Raw genomic sequence first — 20,393 nt, 5'->3', positions numbered from 1 at the left:
AGGTCCAATTTATGGAATTCATGCTTGATACCTTAAATTTAGAGGAGATAAAAAAATGGTCGGAAGTCCTCCCCTTGGCGGGAGTGACTTCTAATCCGACCATCGCAAAAAAAGAAGGAAAAATAAATTTCTTTGAACGGATTCGCGCCGTTCGGGAAATCATAGGAGAAGGTCCATCTATCCATGTGCAGGTTGTTGCCAAGGATTATGAGGGAATCTTGAAAGATGCTGCTGAAATTCGAAAAAAATGCGGCAATGCTGTCTACATTAAAGTTCCGGTCACACCGGCTGGGCTGGCAGCTATCAAAACTCTTAAACCAGAAGGTTACAAGATTACAGCGACAGCCATTTATACAACCTTTCAAGGGCTATTAGCCATTGAAGCAGGGGCTGATTACCTTGCTCCTTACTATAACCGCATGGAAAATCTCAATATTGATTCAGATGCTGTCATCAGCCAGCTGGCTCAGGCGATTGAGCGGGATCATTCCACCAGCAAAATATTGGCAGCTTCCTTTAAGAATGTCGGTCAAATCAATCGTGCTTTTGCTGATGGGGCTCAAGCTATTACAGCAGGACCTGATGTCTTTGCAGCAGCCTTTGCCATGCCGTCTATCGCTAAGGCAGTAGATGACTTTGCTGCTGACTGGTCAGCAATTCACAGTCAGGAATGCATTTAAAAGGCATATTTAATGCTCTATTTATGAATAAATGAAAGAGGTGTTCTATGAGAATTTTTGCAAGCCCGTCTCGTTATATTCAGGGAGAAAATGCCCTGTTTGAAAATGCAAAACAGATTCTTCAGTTAGGCAGCCATCCAGTCTTGCTTTGTGATGATATGGTTTACCAGATTGTTGGGGAAAAGTTCAATGACTACCTTACCCGTTATGGCTTTCATGTGCTGCATGTCGCTTTTAACGGAGAAGCTTCTGATGCTGAAATTGATCGGGTCGTTGCTCTGGCTGAAAAAGACGGAGCAGACCTGGTTATTGGTCTAGGCGGTGGAAAAACCATTGACAGTGCGAAGGCCATTGCGGACATACTAGGACGTCCTGTGGTCATTGCGCCAACCATTGCCTCTACAGATGCCCCAACCTCAGCACTTTCTGTTATCTATACAGAAGACGGCGCCTTTGAAAAGTATATTTTCTATAGTAAAAATCCTGAACTCGTCTTGGTGGATACGAAAGTGATTGCTGGAGCGCCAAAACGGCTTCTGGCTTCTGGGATTGCAGATGGTTTAGCGACTTGGGTAGAGGCGCGTGCTGTCCAGCAAAAAAATGGCACTACCATGTTGGGACAAAGACAGAGTCTAGCTGGTGTAGCAATTGCGAAAAAGTGTGAAGAAACACTGTTTGCAGATGGCCTGCAGGCTATTGCAGCCTGTGAAGCAAAAGTCGTGACCCCAGCTCTGGAAAATATCATTGAAGCTAATACCCTTCTCAGTGGCGTCGGCTTTGAGAGCGGCGGTTTAGCAGCAGCCCATGCTATCCACAACGGCTTTACAGCTCTCACAGGCGATATTCATCACCTGACCCACGGAGAAAAAGTTGCCTATGGAACCTTGGCCCAACTCTTCTTAGAAAACCGACCTAAAGAAGAATTGGAAAAATATATCCGCTTCTATCAAAAGATTGGTATGCCGACAACTCTGAAAGAAATGCATTTAGAAAATGCCAGCTATGAAGACTTGCTCAAAGTTGGTCAGCAAGCGACGATTGAGGGCGAAACCATTCATCAGATGCCATTTGAGATTTCAGCTTCTGACATTGCAGGTGCCATCCTAGCAGTCGACCAATATGTCAGGGATTTGGATAAATAAAAGCAAAATACAAAACAAGCTACCTTTCAACAATAGGGTTGATAGCGTGGCTTGTTTTTTGGTGAGATTACCAGATGTAAGGAAAAACTCGGTATCTAACCTTTTGGCAATAAGCTTCGTAATTTTTCCCAAAGTGATTGCCTAAAGCTTTTTCTTCTACTCTAAGTCGAATGCTATATCCTAACACGAGTAAAATAAGACTGATAATGATTGTCAGAGGATTTAATGAGGTAATCGATAGGCCAAGGATAGACAAGATACTGCCAGTATAGGCAGGATTTCTTACAATAGAATAAGGGCCATGGTCTACTAATTGTTGACTATCGGTTGTTTGAACGGCCAGTGTGAAGTTTTTTCCGAGATAATTGACTGCATAGACCCGCAATGCGAACCCTGCTAGAGAGATGAGGATTCCAAGATAGATAGTGAGGCTGGGTAAGTGGGGGACAAAGTCGAGAAATTGTCCGTTTATCAAAAATAAGCAGCTGATAACACTGCCGATAATGATGTAGCGGCTCCCTTTATCTGCAGAGTCGTTTACATTGTTTGACTTAGTTTTATTTTTAATCCACATTTCTGTGCTAATAAAAATAACAAAGAAAATATAAGTGAAAATAGTTTGTAAATTCATGATTATTCCTCCGGTCAGAATTATACAACTTTTAATTTTAGAGGTCAATCAGAGATTAACTCTTTAGAAGTGAGTTATAGTTTTTGTCAGTGAAAACTGGATTCCATCTTTCAAAATCCCTTGAAAATGGTATAATAGAAACAGTACAAAAAATGGAGAAAAGAATGGCTTATTATAATCACAAAGAAATCGAACCCAAGTGGCAGAAATATTGGGCAGAGCACCATACATTTAAGACAGGTACGGACCAGGACAAGCCTAACTTTTATGCGCTAGACATGTTTCCTTATCCATCAGGCGCGGGGCTCCATGTAGGGCATCCGGAGGGCTATACGGCAACAGATATCCTCAGCCGCTACAAGCGAGCTCAGGGCTATAATGTCCTGCATCCTATGGGCTGGGATGCCTTTGGTCTGCCTGCTGAGCAATATGCCATGGATACAGGCAATGACCCGGCTGACTTTACAGCGGAAAATATTGCCAACTTTAAGCGTCAAATCAACGCTCTTGGCTTCTCCTATGACTGGGACCGGGAGATTAATACAACTGACCCTAACTACTACAAGTGGACCCAGTGGATTTTCACAAAGCTTTACGAAAAAGGCTTGGCTTATGAAGCTGAAGTGCCAGTAAACTGGGTTGAAGAGCTGGGAACGGCTATCGCCAATGAGGAAGTCCTGCCAGACGGAACATCTGAGCGCGGTGGTTATCCAGTTGTCCGAAAGCCTATGCGTCAGTGGATGCTGAAAATCACAGCCTATGCAGAACGTTTGCTCAATGATTTAGAAGAGCTGGACTGGCCAGAGTCTATCAAGGATATGCAGCGCAACTGGATTGGTAAGTCAACCGGTGCCAATGTAACCTTCAAGATTAAGGACACAGACAAGGACTTCACCGTCTTTACGACTCGTCCGGACACCCTTTTTGGAGCGACCTATGCTGTTTTGGCTCCAGAGCATGCTCTCGTCGATGCCATTACAAGTGCAGAACAAGCCCAAGCAGTTGCAGACTACAAACATGCAGCCAGTCTCAAATCTGACCTTGCTCGGACTGATTTGGCTAAGGATAAGACTGGTGTCTGGACAGGAGCTTATGCCATCAATCCTGTCAATGGCAAGGAAATCCCAATCTGGATTGCCGACTATGTGCTTGCAAGCTACGGAACAGGAGCTATCATGGCCGTTCCTGCGCATGACGAGCGCGACTGGGAGTTTGCTAAGCAATTTAATTTGGAGATTATTCCTGTTTTAGAGGGGGGCAATGTTGCTGACGCTGCTTACACAGAAGATGGTCCGCATATTAACTCTGGCTTCCTAGATGGCTTAGACAAGGCTGCCGCTATCGAAAAGATGGTTGCTTGGCTGGAAGCAGAAGGTGTCGGAAATGAAAAAGTCACCTATCGTCTGCGCGACTGGCTCTTTAGCCGTCAGCGTTACTGGGGTGAGCCGATTCCAATCATTCATTGGGAAGACGGGACTTCAACAGCTGTCCCTGAAAATGAATTGCCACTTGTCTTGCCTGTAACCAAGGATATACGCCCTTCTGGTACCGGTGAAAGCCCTCTGGCCAATCTGACTGACTGGCTGGAAGTGACTAGGGAAGATGGTGTCAAAGGACGCCGTGAAACCAACACCATGCCTCAATGGGCTGGTTCCAGCTGGTATTACCTGCGTTACATTGACCCGCACAACAATGAGAAATTAGCAGACGAAGACTTGCTCAGGGCTTGGCTTCCAGTTGATATTTACATCGGAGGTGCGGAGCACGCCGTGCTCCATCTTCTCTACGCTCGCTTCTGGCACAAGTTCCTTTATGATATCGGAGTGGTTCCGACCAAAGAGCCTTTCCAAAAACTCTTTAACCAAGGGATGATTCTGGGGACTAGCTACCGTGATAGTCGCGGTGCTCTAGTGGCGACAGACAAGGTGGAAAAACGCGATGGTTCTTTCTTCAATATCGAAACTGGAGAAGAACTGGAGCAAGCGCCTGCTAAGATGTCTAAGTCTCTGAAGAATGTAGTCAACCCAGACGATGTAGTGGAGCAATATGGTGCCGATACGCTTCGTGTCTATGAAATGTTCATGGGGCCGCTGGATGCATCTATCGCTTGGAGCGAAGAAGGGTTAGAAGGCAGCCGTAAGTTCCTTGATCGGGTTTATCGTCTCCTTAACTCTAAGGAGCTGGTCACTGAAAATAGCGGAGCTTTGGACAAGGTCTACCATGAAACGGTCAAGTCTGTCACAGAGCAGATTGAGGAGCTCAAGTTTAACACAGCCATTGCCCAGCTCATGATCTTTGTCAATGCAGCCAACAAGGAAGAAAAGCTCTATGTCGAATATGCCAAAGGCTTTATCCAATTGCTGGCGCCTTTTGCACCGCACTTGGCTGAAGAACTCTGGCAGGCAGTTGCTCAAACTGGCGAGAGCATTTCCTATGTAACTTGGCCAACTTATGACGAAAGCAAACTGGTCGAAGCAGAGGTCGAAATCGTTGTTCAAATCAAGGGTAAAGTTCGTGCTAAGCTAGTCGTAACTAAGGACTTGAGCCGTGAGGAACTGCAGGAAATCGCTCTGTCAGATGAAAAAATCAAGTCCGAAATCGCTGGCAAAGAAATCGTCAAAGTGATTAGTGTTCCAAATAAACTGGTTAACATTGTAGTGAAATAATTAGTTTGCTTATTGCATTTGCAGGAGATTTCAATCAAGTCTGCATTAGACAACAAATGCTATTGCTATCAAATACAAAGAAGACCTTGAGAAAATTTTCTCAAGGTCTTTTGTTAGAACAATTCCCAATTAGGTGTTGAGAATTTCTTGGTCTGTGTCATATAAAAATGAGTAAAATGAATTTCCATTGCTAAGGTCATCAGAGTTGCGATAGCAATGACGATGGTTGGGCTGGCTGAAAAAAGGAATGAAAAGGCCAATCCGAGAAGGAAGATTCCTGCTTGGAACCCATAAAAGAACTTGTTATAGCGGAGATAACTCTTGTTGAAGCGACCATTTGACAAGACCGCAGCTTGGAAGAGCCCGATACCAGCATAGAAGAAGCTAGTCGCAAAGAGATGGTGAGCTTCTGGATTAACCAGAAAGCTCATGGAAACAGTGATCATAATTAAGCCGATAAAAATCGGATAGTGGCTATAAATTAGGAAGATTCCTTTATTCTCCCCTTTCTCATTAATGGCATGGTCAAACTGACCGAAATAGTTCATAAAGAGGTTGACCATGATGATAAAGTATAGGATAGAATGAATGGAAAAATGTTGCAGTGTAAAGAAATCCGCTAGACCCATAATCATCTCACCAAAAGTGATGATAACTAAAAGCGAAATGCGTTCAATCAGGTGGGGCAGATTGATTTGAAAATGGGAAACTTTTCGGGTCAATAGGACAGGCATGATAAAAGTTAGGAGAATCCCAGTCATGTAGACATGAATCCCAAGATGAATTGGCAAGAGAGCAGCTAGGTAGACCAGGACAGTTCTGAGACCAGTCATCCAAAGAAACCCCTTGATGCTTTTACGATTGGCAGAGCTTGTAGATTTTCGAAGATATTCAACCAAGTATTGGAAAAATAAGGTCAAGGTCAGTGTCCCAATCGTCCAGCAGAAGGTATGGAAATAGGATTGCCAGTCATTGGTAATCATGTTTGATATCAAGAGTAGCATAGCCATATTGACGAACATGACGACCATATTGAAAAGAGAATTCTTTCCATAGCGGTTGGTGTAGACGGTCTGAATCATCCAAGAATTGACCAGAACCAGAAGCGACATCAGGAAACCAAAGATGGCATCTAGGGATAAGACACCATGGTGAAGATGATGGATGAGGGCAGTCGTTTTAGATATCGCGTAGACAAAGACCAGATCATAAAAGAGTTCGCTAAACTCCACCCGTTTGTGTTTGATAAGATTTGACATAAGAAGACCTTTCATAGAAATTTCTAACAGTTTATTATAACAGAAAATGGATAGAATGAGGCAGATTGTTTTTTACCAGAATTTTTGGCGTAAATTGTCATTGGCGTGTCAGAATCTGTCATTTTCTTGTCGGATTCTGTATCGTATAATAGTCTCATCAATCAAATGAAACAAAAGAGGAAATGAACATGTCAAACAAAAAAGTTATCTTAGTCACAGGCGCTTCATCAGGTATCGGTTACCAAACTGCTGAACAACTTGCTAAAGAAGGTCATATTGTCTATGGCGCTGCCCGCCGTGTGGATGCCATGAAACCACTTGAAGCCTTTGGCGTGACACCAGTTAGTTTGGATATTACAGATGAAGCTAGCATTAAAGAAGCTCTTAATCTCATCATCAAGAAAGAAAATCGTATCGATGTCTTAGTCAATAATGCTGGCTACGGATCCTATGGTGCAGTTGAAAATGTAACGATTGAAGAAGCTAAGATGCAGTTCGAAGTCAATATCTTTGGTCTAGCTCGCTTGACACAACTCGTTCTTCCTTATATGCGTAACCAAAAATCAGGTCGCATTATTAATGTGGGCTCAATGGGTGGTCGTTTGACATCCTACTTTGGTGCTTGGTATCATGCGACCAAATATGCTCTCGAAGCTTTTTCAGATGGTCTTCGTATGGAAGTGTCTGATTATGGCATTGATGTCTCTATCATCGAACCAGGCGGTATTAAAACGGACTGGGGCTTCATCGCTGCTGACAAACTGGCCGAATCAGCTAAAGGTGGTGCTTATGAAGTAGCAGCCACCAAGGCAGCAGAAGGGATGCGTAAGCAATACTCTGGCAATATGATGTCAAATCCTAAAGTTATTTCAAACGCTATTTCAAAAGCAGTCAACAGCCATCGCCCTAAAACCCGCTACTTAGTAGGTATGGGAGCTAAACCTTTGGTATTCTTGCATGCTATCTTGCCAGATCGTTGGTTTGATGCCCTCATGAAGCGGGCTTCTTAAGAGAAAAAGGAGAAACCCTATGCGTCTGAATCTCAGTCAGCAATATATTGACAATTTAAAACTGATCGGGCTAGATCTGAACATGATTCTGGAACTAGCCAATCTTCCAGATACCACATGGAAGGAAGAGATGAACCTCTCAACTCTGGACTATTACCATCTTTTGATGGCTTTTGATAAGGTAGCCAATGATGAGCAGATTATCGCTATGAGCCGCATCAAGGATATTCAAATGTTCATGCCACCTTTCTTTGCGGCACTTTCGTCAAAAAATGGCCTCGCAGCGATTGAACATTTTGCCAAATATAAGAAAATCACAGGTCCTATTGTTGTCTGTATTGAGACCTTTGATGACTTAGTCCGTGTGAGCTATCGCTATGATTATCCAGGGTTTGACTTGCCTCGTTTCGCTCTCCTCAACGAACAGCTGTTATTGGTCGATTTGGTTCGGACAGGGACAGGAGAAAACATCACTCCAGCACACGTTGGGACTCCATATGTCTATGAAGAAGCGAGTATTGCGGTATTTGGTTGTCACGTGGAAAAAATGGAAGGCAATGAAGTCGTCTTTAAAAAGTCAGATTTGGAGAAACCATTTTTAACTGCCAATAATGTCATGCTAGACTACCTAGAGCCTCAACTCAAAGAGCGCTTGGCAGAAGCCGTGACTAGTGAAAGTTTTACCGGTATCGTTCAGCAAAAACTCTATCAGGCGATCCCAAGTGGGGTCTTTGGTATCGAAGATATCGCAGCGACGCTAGGGATTAGTAGCCGAACCTTGCAACGAAATCTGACGGCAGAAGGCACTAAGTTTAACCAAGAATTGCAAAATGTGCAGAAGCTCCTAGCCTTTGGTTACTTCAAGAATCCTGACATGACAACGGATGATGTAGCCTATCTGCTGGGCTATTCCGAAGTGTCCTCCTTCTCGCGGGCCTTTAAAAAGTGGACAGGAAAGACCATTTCAGAGTATCGAGAAGAGATTCAGAAACACTCCTAAAATTAGAGATATCGATTATAAGCATCAGATAATATCATCTGGTGTTTTTATTTTTTAAAGAATTTCAACTTTTTTCTTGACAAGTGAGTAAACACTCACTATAATAGCTCTTGTGATTTAAAAAGTGAGTATACACTCACCTAGGAGGAAGTAAATGAAAACATTACTACATTTACAAGATTTAGTAAAATCTTTTGACCATCAAATAGTTCTGAATCATGTCAGCTTTGAATTGCAGACAGGAGAAATTATAGGATTAATTGGTCCGTCTGGTGCTGGTAAATCAACTATGATTAAGACTACGTTAGGAATGGAAAAGGCTGATGGAGGCGTAGCTTTAGTGTTAAATCACACTATGCCCAATCGCCATATTTTAGGAGATATTGGTTATATGGCCCAGTCAGATGCCTTATATGAGGCTTTGTCAGGTCAAGAAAATCTAGAATTTTTTGGTCAGCTAAAAGGGCTATCCAAAAGAGATCTGACAGCTGAAATTTCCCATGTGGCTCAAGTTGTGGATTTGACAGAGCATTTGAATAAAACGGTATCCGGTTATTCTGGAGGAATGAAACGGCGTTTATCTCTGGCCATCGCACTTCTGGGGAATCCTCAGCTCTTGATTTTGGACGAACCGACAGTTGGAATCGACCCTTCTCTTCGAAAGAAAATCTGGAAAGAATTATTCGCGCTTAGAGATAATGGGGTTGGGATATTAGTTACTACCCATGTTATGGATGAAGCAGAGTTGACGGATAAGGTCGGTTTATTATTAGGCGGAAAAATCATTGCTTTTGATACACCGCAACACTTAAAAGAAAGTTATCAAGTTTCAAGTATTGAAGAAGTATTTTTAAAAGCAGAAGGTGAGTAAAATGAGAACAATAGCGATTGCAAAAAAAGTCATCAAAGAATTACTTCGTGACAAACGAACTCTAGCCCTGATGTTTATAGCACCTGTTTTTATCATGTGGTTGATGAACCTCATGTTTTCAGCTAGTACAACCGTGAATGTCAAGTTGGCAACACAAGATCTACCAACTGGTTTGGTAACGAAAATGGATGAGCTCGATCATGTGGACGTCGAGATTTATCAAGGCTTAGATCAAGCCAAAGAAGCGCTAGTAAATGAAAAAGTCGATGCTGTGATTTCTTATAAAGACGGTGAGTATCAGGTCGACTACGCAAACACAGATGCCTCCAAGACATCTATGATACGACAAGTGTTACGAACAAGTATCGTCAATGAAGGCACCAATCAGTTATTATCTCGTGTCAAACAAGCTCTTCCACAATTGAAATTAGATGCAAAGGCGCCTGAAATCAAAGAATCTTACCAATATGGAGATAAAAATACTGGATTCTTTGCACGTATGATTCCAATTTTAATTGGCTTTGTGGTCTTCTTCTTTGTCTTTTTGATTTCTGGTATGGCGCTTTTGAAAGAACGCACCAGTGGAACACTAGAACGTTTGTTAGCAACACCAGTGAAACGATCTGAAATCGTCTATGGCTATATGTTGTCTTACGGTATTATTGCGATTTTTCAAACGGCAGTTGTCGTCTTAGCAGCAATTTGGCTACTAGATGTAGAAGTTGTAGGAAGTATTTTAAATGTTATAATAGTTAATGTGGTACTGGCTCTTGTAGCACTGGCATTTGGAATTCTCTTGTCTACTCTAGCAAAATCAGAATTCCAAATGATGCAATTTATTCCTCTCGTGATTATGCCCCAACTTTTTTTCTCAGGAATTATTCCATTGTCATCCATGGGAGAATGGGCTCCAACTGTGGGGAAATTTTTGCCATTAACCTATTCTGGTGATGCAATAAGCCAGATTATTCTTTACGGGCACAATCTTGGTGATATTTTGTCAAATCTTAGTGTTTTAATGGTTTTCTTGATCATTTTAACAATTCTTAATATTGTTGGATTGCGTCGTTATCGTAAAGTTTAGAAATCAACATAAATAATGCTAAAAAGGTGTGAAGATTAGATGGATAAGACTGTTTTTGAATCGTTTGAAGATTACTTAGAAGAAGCGAATTACCCTCAAGGAAAGAAAAAAATCATGCAGGCAGCAGTGGATCTCATATCAACCAGGAGTTACCATGGGACCTCAACTCTTCACATAGCTGAGCGTGCTGGACTAAGCCAGGCAACTTTGTTTAAGTATTTTAAGACGAAGGATGATTTACTGACGGCTATTTTACATCCTGTAGTCCCAGGCATTTTCGGTAGTTTTTTTGAGGAACTCTTAGCTTTTGAAACGACAGAAGAGAGGGTTCGTTATCTCGTCCACGATCGTATGAGCTATCTCAAAAAAAATCGTGCTTTGATGAAAATCATTCTGCAGGAGAGTTTTTCAAATAAAAAACTAAAAAATGAACAGATTTTTATCTGGAATGCTATTCAAGATAAACTTCGAGTACTTCATAAGGAATTGCTAGCAGATCCACGTGTAAATCCAGAGTTAACGATTCCTCAAATGGTTCGTATTTGTGTTGGTCCATTGTTGGCTTACTTCGCTCAGCTTTATATCGTTAGCGACAATGGCGAAATAAGGGAAGAAGACTTAGATTTGATAGAAAAACAGATCTTAGGTGGCTTGTGGAGATGATACTTGCATTATATTAATGAAGTTTAAGATTTATCTTTGAGAAATATTTTTATTAATCCATTCTTTCTCTTAAATAGTAGAACTTTTCTCATTTTTCGATTTTCTCTTGTATTAGTTTTGGGTTTTATTTATAATCATTATAAATAAAAAGAAAGAGAAAATTAAAATAGTGGAAGAACATAAAATTGATACGAACTTTAGTGGGCGGCTGAATATATTGCGGGCCGGGGTTTTAGGAGCCAATGATGGTATTATTTCCATAGCAGGTGTGGTTATTGGGGTAGCTAGTGCGACGGACAATGTTTGGATGATCTTTCTGTCTGGTTTGGCGGCAGTCTTTGCGGGCGCCTTTTCTATGGCTGGCGGAGAGTATGTATCAGTTTCTACTCAAAAGGATACAGAAGAAGCTGCTGTTGCTAGAGAGCGGGAGTTATTAGAAAAAAATCCAGATATTGCTAGGCAGTCTCTCTATGCTGCCTATGTTCAAAATGGCGAGTGTGAGACTTCTGCCCAGCTCATGACCAATCGGGCCTTTCTTCAGGATCCGTTGGAGGCCTTGGTGGAGGAAAAGTATGGAATCGAGATTGAGGAGTTTACCAATCCTTGGCATGCTGCCGTATCAAGCTTTTTAGCCTTTGCTGTTGGTGCGATTTTTCCTATGATTACCATTATCCTGCTTCCAGCCACTATCCGTATCTGGGCAACCGTTCTGATTGTGGCCTTGGCCCTCTTGGGAACAGGCTATACCAGTGCTAGATTGGGCAAAGCACCGCTCAAAAATGCTATGATTCGCAACCTCGTGATCGGTCTTTTAACCATGGCGGTCACCTATGCAGTAGGACAGGTGTTTGCAATTTAGATAGTAGAAAATATTGAAGCCAGTAGATTTACTGGCTTTTAATTATATAAAAGTTTTAATTATGAAATTATTTTTCTAAAAATAGTCCATAAAAGTTTTTGTTTAGTCTATCATGAATCAATGGATTTTAAAAAGATGCAGGCTCAATAAAGTTTGATTAAGCATTTACAAATATTCATTCATTTGTTAGAATGATATTAATAATGATACTAATAAAATAAAAAGTAGATTTTTTATGAGTGATTCGGTAAATAATGTGAATAATGAAGAATCGGTAGAGAAGGTTGAAAACAAACCTGTCGAGGAAGTAAAATCAACAGATTATAAGCAAGTTCAAGATAATCAGTCTAAAGAAGTGGTAGAAAAGGGAAACACTGAGCCAGTAAAAAATGAGACGGCTGCAAGTCAAGCTCAACAGTTTGATGCCCAACAAGTGGTTGAAAAAGCAAAAGGATTATTTGCAACGAAACGGAAGGAAGTTATTGCGGCTTTGGTAACTTTGGCCGTTATCGTGGGAGCATTTATAGGTTATAATGTTATTCAATCTCAACCAAAAAGTTTGATTGACATTGTAAAAGTTGAATTTTCTGGTTATGATGGATCTGGAACAGTGACTTATAATAGTCAAGATATTACTGAAAAAGTGGCAGAGTTATCTTACCAAAGAGCTGGTTTTAATAAAGAGCAGGCAACTGGCTTGGCTAAGAGAGACTCTATTACTTACGCACAAGTATCTGGAGACACTAAGTTGGCTTCTAAACTAGTTCAAGCAGAAGCTATGATTAATAGTGTTCATTATGAATTTGATAAAACAACTGGTCTAAAAAATGGGGATAAGATTACTTTCACTGTAACAACAAGTTCAAAAAATTCACCATTTAAAGCTGAAAAGAAAACCTTCGAAGTTAAAGACTTGAAAGATTATGAAAAGGTTTCAGCAGCTGATTTGCTTAAAGAGACCCCAGTAACCTTCTCAGGATTTAACGGTTATGGTACGATCTCTATTGACAAAAATGATGACGACGAAACTTATTTCGATTTTGAAAATGGTAAACGTCCTACTAACCTCAAAAATGGGGATAAAGTAACGTTAGCCGTTAGCTCAGATTATATCGATACTCTGAAATCTTCAGGGAAAATGGTTGATAGCAAGACTGTTGAAGTGACTGTTGAAGGTTTGAAAGAGTTGAAAGATGTGAAGAATTTTGCTGATCTTTTGAAGAAGAATGAAGATTACAGCAAGTCTGAACACAAAAACGATTCATTTAATACTTATGTTTTGGAATCACAGGGAAGCTACTTAAAAGTTATTCCTGGTGAGGATAAAACATCAACTGGCAAAATTGCGCTGATTACAGTTTATAAAGTAACTCACACTGGAATTGGTGGATCTACTGATGTACGTTACAAGTACTATGGTTATGAAGCTTACTTATTGAAGGATGGCAATCTAGACCTTGAAACTGCAGAAAAAATTTCTAGTTGGGGGACTCAAGACTATGAAGGGTTGAAGGCAGAGCTTGCAACTGACGGATATAAAGAATATTCGGAGAAATCAAACTAGAAGAAGTTGGGGGAACCCAACTTCTTTTGTATGGCAGAGAAAAAATCGTATCTTATTTTCAACTATACCAATTTCATGCTTGACAAACCAAAAAACAGTGTGTATACTAGTTTTGTTGGAGTTTTTAGATTCCAAGAAGACTATACCAATTTTCAATAAGAAGGGCTGGTTTCTAAGACCAGAAATCAGAAGTAACGTTATGTGTGGAATTGTCGGAGTTGTCGGAAATCGCAACGCAACTGATATCTTGATGCAGGGCTTGGAAAAGCTGGAATACCGAGGTTATGACTCGGCTGGAATTTTTGTAACAACAGGAAAAACTTCTAGTCTGATCAAGTCGGTCGGTCGTATCGCTGACCTGCATGCTAAAATTGGCATTGATGTTGCTGGGACTGCTGGTATCGGACATACTCGTTGGGCTACTCATGGAAAACCAAGTGAAAACAATGCCCATCCTCATACTTCACAGACCGGCCGTTTTGTCTTGGTTCACAACGGTGTGATTGAGAACTACCTTGATATTAAGAATACTTATCTAGCTGGTCATGACTTCAAGGGGCAGACAGATACAGAGATTGCAGTGCATCTGATTGGCAAATTCGCTGAAGAAGAAGGCTTGTCTGCTTTAGAAGCCTTTAAAAAAGCTCTCCACATCATCCGTGGTTCTTATGCCTTTGCTTTGGTGGACTCACAAGATGCAGATGTTATCTATGTTGCTAAAAATAAATCACCTCTTCTAGTTGGACTGGGTGATGGCTATAATATGGTCTGTTCAGATGCCATGGCCATGATTCGTGAGACAAATCAGTTTATGGAAATTCATGATCAAGAGCTGGTTATTGTCCGTAAAGACAGTGTGGAAGTGCAGGATTATGACGGAAATACTCTGGAGCGTGAAAGCTATACAGCTGAGCTTGACTTGTCCGATATTGGTAAGGGAACTTATCCATACTATATGCTCAAGGAAATCGATGAGCAGCCAACTGTGATGCGTAAGCTAATCAGCGCTTATACAGATGATAAGGGGCAAGTATCAGTAGATGCAGATATTGTCAAAGCTGTTCAGGAAGCTGACCGTCTCTATATCCTTGCAGCTGGAACTTCTTACCATGCTGGCTATGCTTCTAAGCGTATGCTAGAAGAGCTGACGGATACACCTGTTGAGCTGGGCATTGCCTCTGAGTGGGGTTATGCTATGCCGCTCCTTAGCAAGAAGCCCCTCTTTATCTTTATCAGCCAATCTGGCGAAACAGCTGACAGCCGTCAGGTCTTAGTCAAGGCGAATCAGATGGGCATTCCAAGTTTGACCGTGACCAATGTTCCGGGTTCTACGCTTTCTCGGGAAGCCAATCATACCATGCTGCTGCATGCAGGTCCTGAGATTGCTGTTGCTTCTACTAAAGCCTATACAGCTCAAATCGCTGCTTTGGCTTTCTTGGCTAAAGCTGTTGGTGATGCCAATGCTTCTGAAAAAGCGGCAGCCTTTGACTTGGTTCACGAGCTGTCCATAGTTGCGCAGTCTATTGAGTCCACTTTGTCAGAAAAGGAGTTGATTGACAATAAGGTCCGTGGCCTTCTGGAAACAACTCGCAATGCTTTCTATATAGGCCGTGGTCAAGACTACTATGTGGCGATGGAAGCTAGCTTAAAACTCAAAGAAATTTCTTATATCCAGTGTGAAGGTTTTGCTGCTGGTGAGCTCAAACACGGTACAATCTCTCTGATTGAAGACGAGACACCAGTTTTGGCCCTGCTTTCTGATGAAGTCTTGGCTAGCCATACTCGGGGCAATATTTCAGAAGTCGTAGCTCGTGGAGCCAAAGTTTTGACTATTGCTGAGGAAAATGTGGCTAAGGATGGAGACGATATTGTCTTGAGCCAAGTTCACCCTTACCTGTCACCGATCTCTATGGTGGTACCGACTCAATTGATTGCTTATTTTGCGACCCTGCACCGTGGATTGGATGTGGATAAACCGCGTAATCTGGCTAAGTCTGTCACTGTAGAGTAAGCTTTCTAACGAATCTTGATAATAATACTAAGCCTCAGATTTTTCTGGGGCTTTTGGTATGGTATTTTTGTGACCATGCTCTTTGGAAGTCTCTTTCGACCATGGCAAAGCCATGATGACGACAGTCATCCTATTTCATACAGATGGACAAATAGGATGAGCATCATTTTTGTATTTATCACTAATTAGTTATAAAATGTTTTTATCTTAAATATCAGGAGGACAAAAACATGGTGGAATTAGGTATTTCTACTTTTGGAGAGACAACGCCGCTGGAGGGGACAGGGCAGACCTATACTCATGATGAGCGGATTCGGCAGCTGGTAGCAGAGATTGAGCTGGCAGACAAGGTGGGGCTGGACGTGTATGGCATTGGAGAGCATCACAGGGAGGACTTTGCGGTCTCTGCGCCGGAGATTGTGCTGGCGGCTGGTGCGATCAAGACGGAGAAGATTCGTCTGACCAGTGCTGTCAGTGTCCTGTCGAGCTTGGATCCTATTCGAGTCTACCAGCAGTATGCGACGATTGATGCATTGTCAAATGGCAGAGCAGAGGTCATGGCTGGCCGTGGCTCTTTTATCGAGTCCTTTCCGCTCTTTGGCTATGACTTGAAGGATTATGAAGAGCTTTTTGATGAAAAGCTGGATCTGCTCCTCTATGCCAGTGCCGAGACTCGGCTAAATTGGAAGGGCAAGCTGACGCAGACTATTGACAATCGGGAAGTCTACCCACGGGCGGTGCAAGAAACATTGCCAGTTTGGGTAGCGACGGGGGGCAATGTCGAGTCCACCATTAAGGTCGCCCAGAAGGGCCTGCCAATTGCGTATGCCATTATCGGTGGACAGCCTAAGCGCTTCAAACCCTTGCTGGATGCGTATCGCCGGATTGGGCAGGAAAGTGGCCACTCAGATGAAAAGTTGAAGATCGCTGCCCACTCTTGGGGCTGGGTCATGGAGGATAATGAGGAGGCGGTCCGGACTTACTTCCATCCGACCAAGCAGGTAGTGGACGCTATCTCTAAGGACCGTCCTCAATGGCGGGAGATGACCTATGAGCAATACCTAGATCAGGTAGGACCAGAGGGGGCCATGTTTGTCGGTAGCCCTGAAAAGGTCGCTCAGAAATTGATCAAGATGATAGAGGAGCTGGGACTGGACCGCTTCATGTTGCATCTGCCGTTGGGATCGCTTCCGCATGAGCAGGTTCTCCAGTCTATCGAACTCTTTGGCACCAAGGTTGCACCGCTCGTGCGGGAGTATTTTGCGGCCAAGGGCAAGTAAGATCGGAGTAGCAGTTTTTTGATAAAAATTACCTATCTCATCTATAGAAAATATATATGGTACTTATCTAAAAAGGGTACAAAAAATAAGGTTATTCAGCGGAGGCTGAAAAACCTTGAAAAAGCTAGCTTAGTCTAGCTTTTTTATTTTGCTTTGATAAATATTTTTAATCAGGCTGATAGGGAAAATATATTTCCCAGGAGAAAGAGAGGATGGTAAGATATATTACAAATTCAAAGAAGGAGGAAGTAATGGTCAGCAAGAAAGAATTAGTGCTGAGAGCTTTTCGGGGTGAAGAAGTTGACCGAGTGCCTGTTGGTTTTTGGTTTCACTTTGTAAGCCAAGAGGAAAAGATGCTGGGCCTGGATAATCCAGTGATTTTCAATAAAAGTGTTGAGGGGCATGCTGCTTATGTTCGAGCTGCACGGCCAGACTTTGTCAAGATTATGAGCGATGGCTTCTTTAAGTATCCTAGCGCGCTTTATTCGGATCATATTGAGTCCATTCGGGACTTGGCAGCTATCCAGTCTATCGGAGAGTATCATCCTTGGATTGAGCAGCAGATTGAGATAGTTAAAGCTGTAAAGGCAAGCTATCCAGAAGACTTCGCTTCCTTCTACAATATCTTTGCGCCGGTCTCCTATCTCAAGCGCTGGTTCCGCAGGGAAGGGTCACGAGGAGATAGAGAAATTGCAGATTTTCTGGCAGAGGATTCTGAGCTGACAGGACATGTTTTAGATGTCATTGCCGGCGATATTGCTATTTTGACTAAACGCATCATTAAGGAAACGGGCATTGAGGGGATTTATCTCAGTACCCAGCAAGTCCAAGACAGCCGGGTAGATGCGACCAGTTATCGTCGTTATATTGAGCCTAGTACGGTTAAGGTTCTGGAAGTGGCTAATGCGGCTGGCGGAGTGAATATCCTCCACATCTGCGGCTTTGAAGGAGCCAGCAATGATTTGGAACTGTTCAAGGACTATCCGGCTCAAGTCTTTAACTGGGCAACCCATCATGAAGGGGTCAGCTTAGCGGAAGGGCGCAAGCTCTTTGGCGGTCAGACTGTCCTGGGCGGCTTTGAAAATGGCAGAGCAGCTCTTCTGAATACGGGCAGTCGAGCAGAGTTAGAGGCTGAGACCAAGCGGCTGCTGGCTGAAGCTGGCAGTCAGGGAGTGATTCTAGGGGCTGACTGTACTGTACCAGATGATTTTGAAATAGAAAGATTGGACTGGATCCGTCAGGCTGCTAGACAGTTCTGACGGACTTGCTAAAGTCCTAAAGAGCAATTTTCAACTCTTTCAAGGAGGAAGATAGATGAATCGATATCAAAAAAGGCTTGCAGCTCTTGCTCTGATATTCTTGATAATAGGAACCTTTCTGAGCATCAGTCAGATTTATGCTCATCAGTCTTCAGACAAAAAAGAAGATGATTTACAGTTGCTCAAGAAACTGCCTGAGCAGTCAACTGGCTTGATGCAGCCCAATGATATCGCTGCTCTGCTCTTGTCGGATTAGAATTTTACTTAAAATGATGAATTAGTCCAATGAAAAAGCTAAAAAACAACTCATTGGCTAGATAGGAACAATAAAAAAGGAGAGAAGATGACTTCAAAAAGAGAATTAGTACTGAAGGCTTTCAGAGGAGAGTCCGTTGACCGAGTGCCAGTTGGTTTCTGGCATCATTTTACCAGCGAAGAGGAGTGGCTGGCTGGTTTTGGAAATCAGGCCATTATTGATAAAAATCTGTCCGGTCATCAAGCTTTTCTGGCAGAAGTCGAGCCAGACTTTATCAAGCTGATGAGTGATGGTTATTTTGCCTATCCTAACGAGCACTTGAAAAAAGTCCAATCTATCAAAGAGTTGGCAGCTATTGAGCCGCTAGGTGCTGATCACCCTTGGATTAGTGAGCAGGTGGAACTGGTTCAGAAGATTAGGGCTGGCTTTACAGAGGACTTGGTCGCTATTTACAATATTTTTGCGCCAGTGACCTACTTCAAATGGTTGGTCGGTAAGGTTGCCGGAGGGGATGATATCATTGCAGATTTCCTGGCAGAGGATGCAGTGCTCACGAAGCGGGTGCTGGATGTGATTGCTCAAGATATTGCAGCTCTGACGGAGCGAATTATCAAGGAAGCTGGTGCGGATGGAATCTACCTCAGCGTTCAGAGCATTCAGGATGCGCGGGTGTCGGCTGAAGACTATAAGGCTTTTATTGCTCCGAGTGAATTGGCGGTGCTGGAAGCAGCCAACGCGGCTGGCGGAGTGAATATCCTGCATATTTGCGGTTACGAAGGCGCGCGAAACGATGTTCATCTTTTCACTGACTATCCAGCTCAGGTCATCAACTGGGCAGTGGGGCCAGAAGGCATCAGCCTAGCAGAGGGCCGGAAATTGTTTGGCGGCCGGACTGTTCTGGGTGGCTTTGAAAATGGCAAGGACGGCCTGCTTTACACGGGCAGCCAAGCGGCTATTCAAGATGAGACCAAGCGGTTGATAGCAGAGGCTGGCAAGGAAGCTTTGATTATCGGGGCTGACTGTACTATTCCAAGCGATATTGAGGCAGAGCGGATTCAGTGGGTTCGCCAAGCAGCAAGCTTAGCATAAGAAGGAGACGAAAGAATGAGCAAGAAAAAATGGATTATTGGTGGAGCAGCAGTGATTGCTATTGTAGCGGCGACTTATTTGGGGCGGACCTTGACAGGTGCTTCATCTAGCAAGACGAGCAGCTCTGCATCAGGCAGTGACAAGGTCACGACTTTGAAAGTGGCTCATACACAGAACTATGTTCCTTATGACTTTGTAGATGAAAAGGGAGAATCAGATGGCTATGAGGTTGCTGTTCTCAAGGCCATTGATGAAAAGCTGCCAGACTATCAGTTTGAATATACTGGTACCAGTGATGAAGATCTCTTAGTCGGTCTGGAATCTGGAAAATATGACATCGGAACCAAGGGAGCATGGTACACCGAAGAGCGGGCGAAGAAGTTCATCATTCCAAAAAGCCCAATCGGCGCTAGCATTATCGGTTTCACTATCCGCAAGGAAGACTCTGAAAAATACAAGACCATTGATGATTTTGCCAAGGAAAAGGGCAAGCTGGTACCAATCTCTCCGCAGAATGCTCAATGGGCCGTTATCGAAGAGTATAACCAAAAGCATAGCGGTGCTCCTATTGATTTGACTGCAGCAGAGTCCTTCAAGGTGGCTGATGCTTATGCTTGGGTTCTGGAAGGGCGCTACGATGCCTTCTTTGACATCAAGCTGTCTTTTGAAAAAGCAGTGACAGACAAGGAAGGTTCATACCATCAGTATGCGGATCAACTGACTTGGTTCCCTTACAAGGGGATTCCGACCTATCCTCTGCTTCATAAAAACGAAAAAAATGAAGAATTTGCCAAGGCATATGAGAAAGCAATTAAGGAACTGGAAAAAGACGGAACCTTGGCTAAACTATCTGAAAAGTATTTCGGAGAAGATGTCTTCTCTTATGTGGACAAGGATTAGTTGCTGCTGTCTGCTGATTATGGAAAATCAAAAGGCTGACTGAGAAGCTAGCTGAATATAGAGTTGGTGGTTTCTAAGCTGACCTTGCTGCTGTTTGAAGGAATTTTCAAAGAGGATAGCTAGGCGAGAGCATGGCTGCTCCAAGCTGAAAGTGCCCGTCCAAGAGAAG

The 20,393-nt window shown here is 42.8% G+C and carries 18 protein-coding genes; 16 read left to right on the top strand and 2 right to left on the bottom strand.

All coding sequences use genetic code 11. From position 1 onward, the window contains the following. Window positions 1–11: 11 nt before the first annotated feature. Window positions 12–680, top strand: a complete 669-nt coding sequence (locus HMPREF9380_RS01225; protein WP_004193560.1) for a fructose-6-phosphate aldolase — start codon at window positions 12–14, stop codon at window positions 678–680. A gap of 47 nt (window positions 681–727) precedes the next feature. Further along, window positions 728–1,822 carry a glycerol dehydrogenase gene (locus HMPREF9380_RS01230; RefSeq protein WP_002903439.1) on the top strand — a complete coding sequence of 365 codons (1,095 nt, stop codon included), beginning with the start codon at window positions 728–730 and terminating at the stop codon, window positions 1,820–1,822. 67 nt (window positions 1,823–1,889) lie between these two features. Here the strand turns inward: HMPREF9380_RS01230 and HMPREF9380_RS01235 are convergent, their stop codons facing one another. Further along, window positions 1,890–2,453, bottom strand: coding sequence for a methyltransferase family protein (locus tag HMPREF9380_RS01235; RefSeq protein WP_004193558.1), 564 nt, complete (start codon window positions 2,451–2,453; stop codon window positions 1,890–1,892). Between the two features lie 164 nt (window positions 2,454–2,617). Between HMPREF9380_RS01235 and leuS the strand changes: the two genes are divergently transcribed. After that, window positions 2,618–5,119, top strand: coding sequence for a leucine--tRNA ligase (gene leuS, locus HMPREF9380_RS01240; protein ID WP_032907739.1), 2,502 nt, complete (start codon window positions 2,618–2,620; stop codon window positions 5,117–5,119). Between the two features lie 113 nt (window positions 5,120–5,232). Here the strand turns inward: leuS and HMPREF9380_RS01245 are convergent, their stop codons facing one another. Next, window positions 5,233–6,378, bottom strand: a complete 1,146-nt coding sequence (locus HMPREF9380_RS01245; RefSeq protein ID WP_032907835.1) for a low temperature requirement protein A — start codon at window positions 6,376–6,378, stop codon at window positions 5,233–5,235. A 182-nt stretch (window positions 6,379–6,560) separates the two neighbouring features. Here HMPREF9380_RS01245 and HMPREF9380_RS01250 point away from each other — a divergent pair, with 182 nt between their 5' ends. The 13 genes from HMPREF9380_RS01250 to HMPREF9380_RS01310 all read left to right on the top strand — a co-directional run bounded on the left by HMPREF9380_RS01250 (window position 6,561) and on the right by HMPREF9380_RS01310 (window position 20,224). Then, complete coding sequence (locus HMPREF9380_RS01250) at window positions 6,561–7,388, top strand: oxidoreductase (protein ID WP_002901581.1); 828 nt, start codon at window positions 6,561–6,563, stop codon at window positions 7,386–7,388. 19 nt (window positions 7,389–7,407) lie between these two features. Further along, entirely contained in the window at window positions 7,408–8,388 is a 981-nt protein-coding gene (locus HMPREF9380_RS01255) for a helix-turn-helix domain-containing protein (protein ID WP_002901580.1), read from the top strand. A gap of 154 nt (window positions 8,389–8,542) precedes the next feature. Then, window positions 8,543–9,259 (top strand): ABC transporter ATP-binding protein, encoded by a 717-nt coding sequence (locus HMPREF9380_RS01260; RefSeq protein ID WP_002901579.1) that lies wholly within the window; start codon window positions 8,543–8,545, stop codon window positions 9,257–9,259. A gap of 1 nt (window position 9,260) precedes the next feature. Next, window positions 9,261–10,343 (top strand): ABC transporter permease, encoded by a 1,083-nt coding sequence (locus HMPREF9380_RS01265; RefSeq protein WP_002901578.1) that lies wholly within the window; start codon window positions 9,261–9,263, stop codon window positions 10,341–10,343. Window positions 10,344–10,382: 39 nt separating this feature from the next. Beyond that, window positions 10,383–11,006, top strand: coding sequence for a TetR/AcrR family transcriptional regulator (locus tag HMPREF9380_RS01270; RefSeq protein ID WP_004193551.1), 624 nt, complete (start codon window positions 10,383–10,385; stop codon window positions 11,004–11,006). Between the two features lie 169 nt (window positions 11,007–11,175). Beyond that, window positions 11,176–11,865, top strand: coding sequence for a VIT1/CCC1 transporter family protein (locus HMPREF9380_RS01275; protein WP_004193549.1), 690 nt, complete (start codon window positions 11,176–11,178; stop codon window positions 11,863–11,865). 235 nt (window positions 11,866–12,100) lie between these two features. Further along, window positions 12,101–13,429, top strand: coding sequence for a hypothetical protein (locus tag HMPREF9380_RS01280; protein ID WP_004193546.1), 1,329 nt, complete (start codon window positions 12,101–12,103; stop codon window positions 13,427–13,429). 199 nt (window positions 13,430–13,628) lie between these two features. Continuing rightward, the gene (glmS, locus tag HMPREF9380_RS01285) at window positions 13,629–15,440 is read left to right on the top strand and encodes a glutamine--fructose-6-phosphate transaminase (isomerizing) (RefSeq protein WP_032907736.1); all 1,812 of its coding nucleotides are present in this window, start codon (window positions 13,629–13,631) and stop codon (window positions 15,438–15,440) included. Window positions 15,441–15,670: 230 nt separating this feature from the next. Next, on the top strand, window positions 15,671–16,720 hold the full coding sequence (locus HMPREF9380_RS01290; protein WP_004193542.1) for an LLM class flavin-dependent oxidoreductase: 1,050 nt from the start codon (window positions 15,671–15,673) through the stop codon (window positions 16,718–16,720). A 212-nt stretch (window positions 16,721–16,932) separates the two neighbouring features. Next, on the top strand, window positions 16,933–17,979 hold the full coding sequence (locus HMPREF9380_RS01295) for a uroporphyrinogen decarboxylase family protein (protein WP_004193540.1): 1,047 nt from the start codon (window positions 16,933–16,935) through the stop codon (window positions 17,977–17,979). A 55-nt stretch (window positions 17,980–18,034) separates the two neighbouring features. Further along, a complete protein-coding gene (locus tag HMPREF9380_RS01300; protein WP_004193538.1) occupies window positions 18,035–18,235 on the top strand; it encodes a hypothetical protein in 201 nt (66 codons plus the stop codon). A gap of 87 nt (window positions 18,236–18,322) precedes the next feature. Beyond that, window positions 18,323–19,324: a uroporphyrinogen decarboxylase family protein gene (locus HMPREF9380_RS01305; protein WP_004193536.1), complete on the top strand. Its 1,002-nt coding sequence runs from the start codon at window positions 18,323–18,325 to the stop codon at window positions 19,322–19,324. Between the two features lie 15 nt (window positions 19,325–19,339). After that, window positions 19,340–20,224 (top strand): transporter substrate-binding domain-containing protein, encoded by an 885-nt coding sequence (locus HMPREF9380_RS01310; protein WP_004193534.1) that lies wholly within the window; start codon window positions 19,340–19,342, stop codon window positions 20,222–20,224. The last annotated feature ends 169 nt before the right edge of the window (window positions 20,225–20,393 follow it).

The sequence above is a fragment of the Streptococcus sanguinis SK49 genome, from assembly GCF_000212815.1.
Lineage (GTDB): Bacteria > Bacillota > Bacilli > Lactobacillales > Streptococcaceae > Streptococcus > Streptococcus sanguinis_C.
Note: the sequence above shows the minus strand (reverse complement) of the source record. Positions and strands in the feature narration are given on the sequence as shown.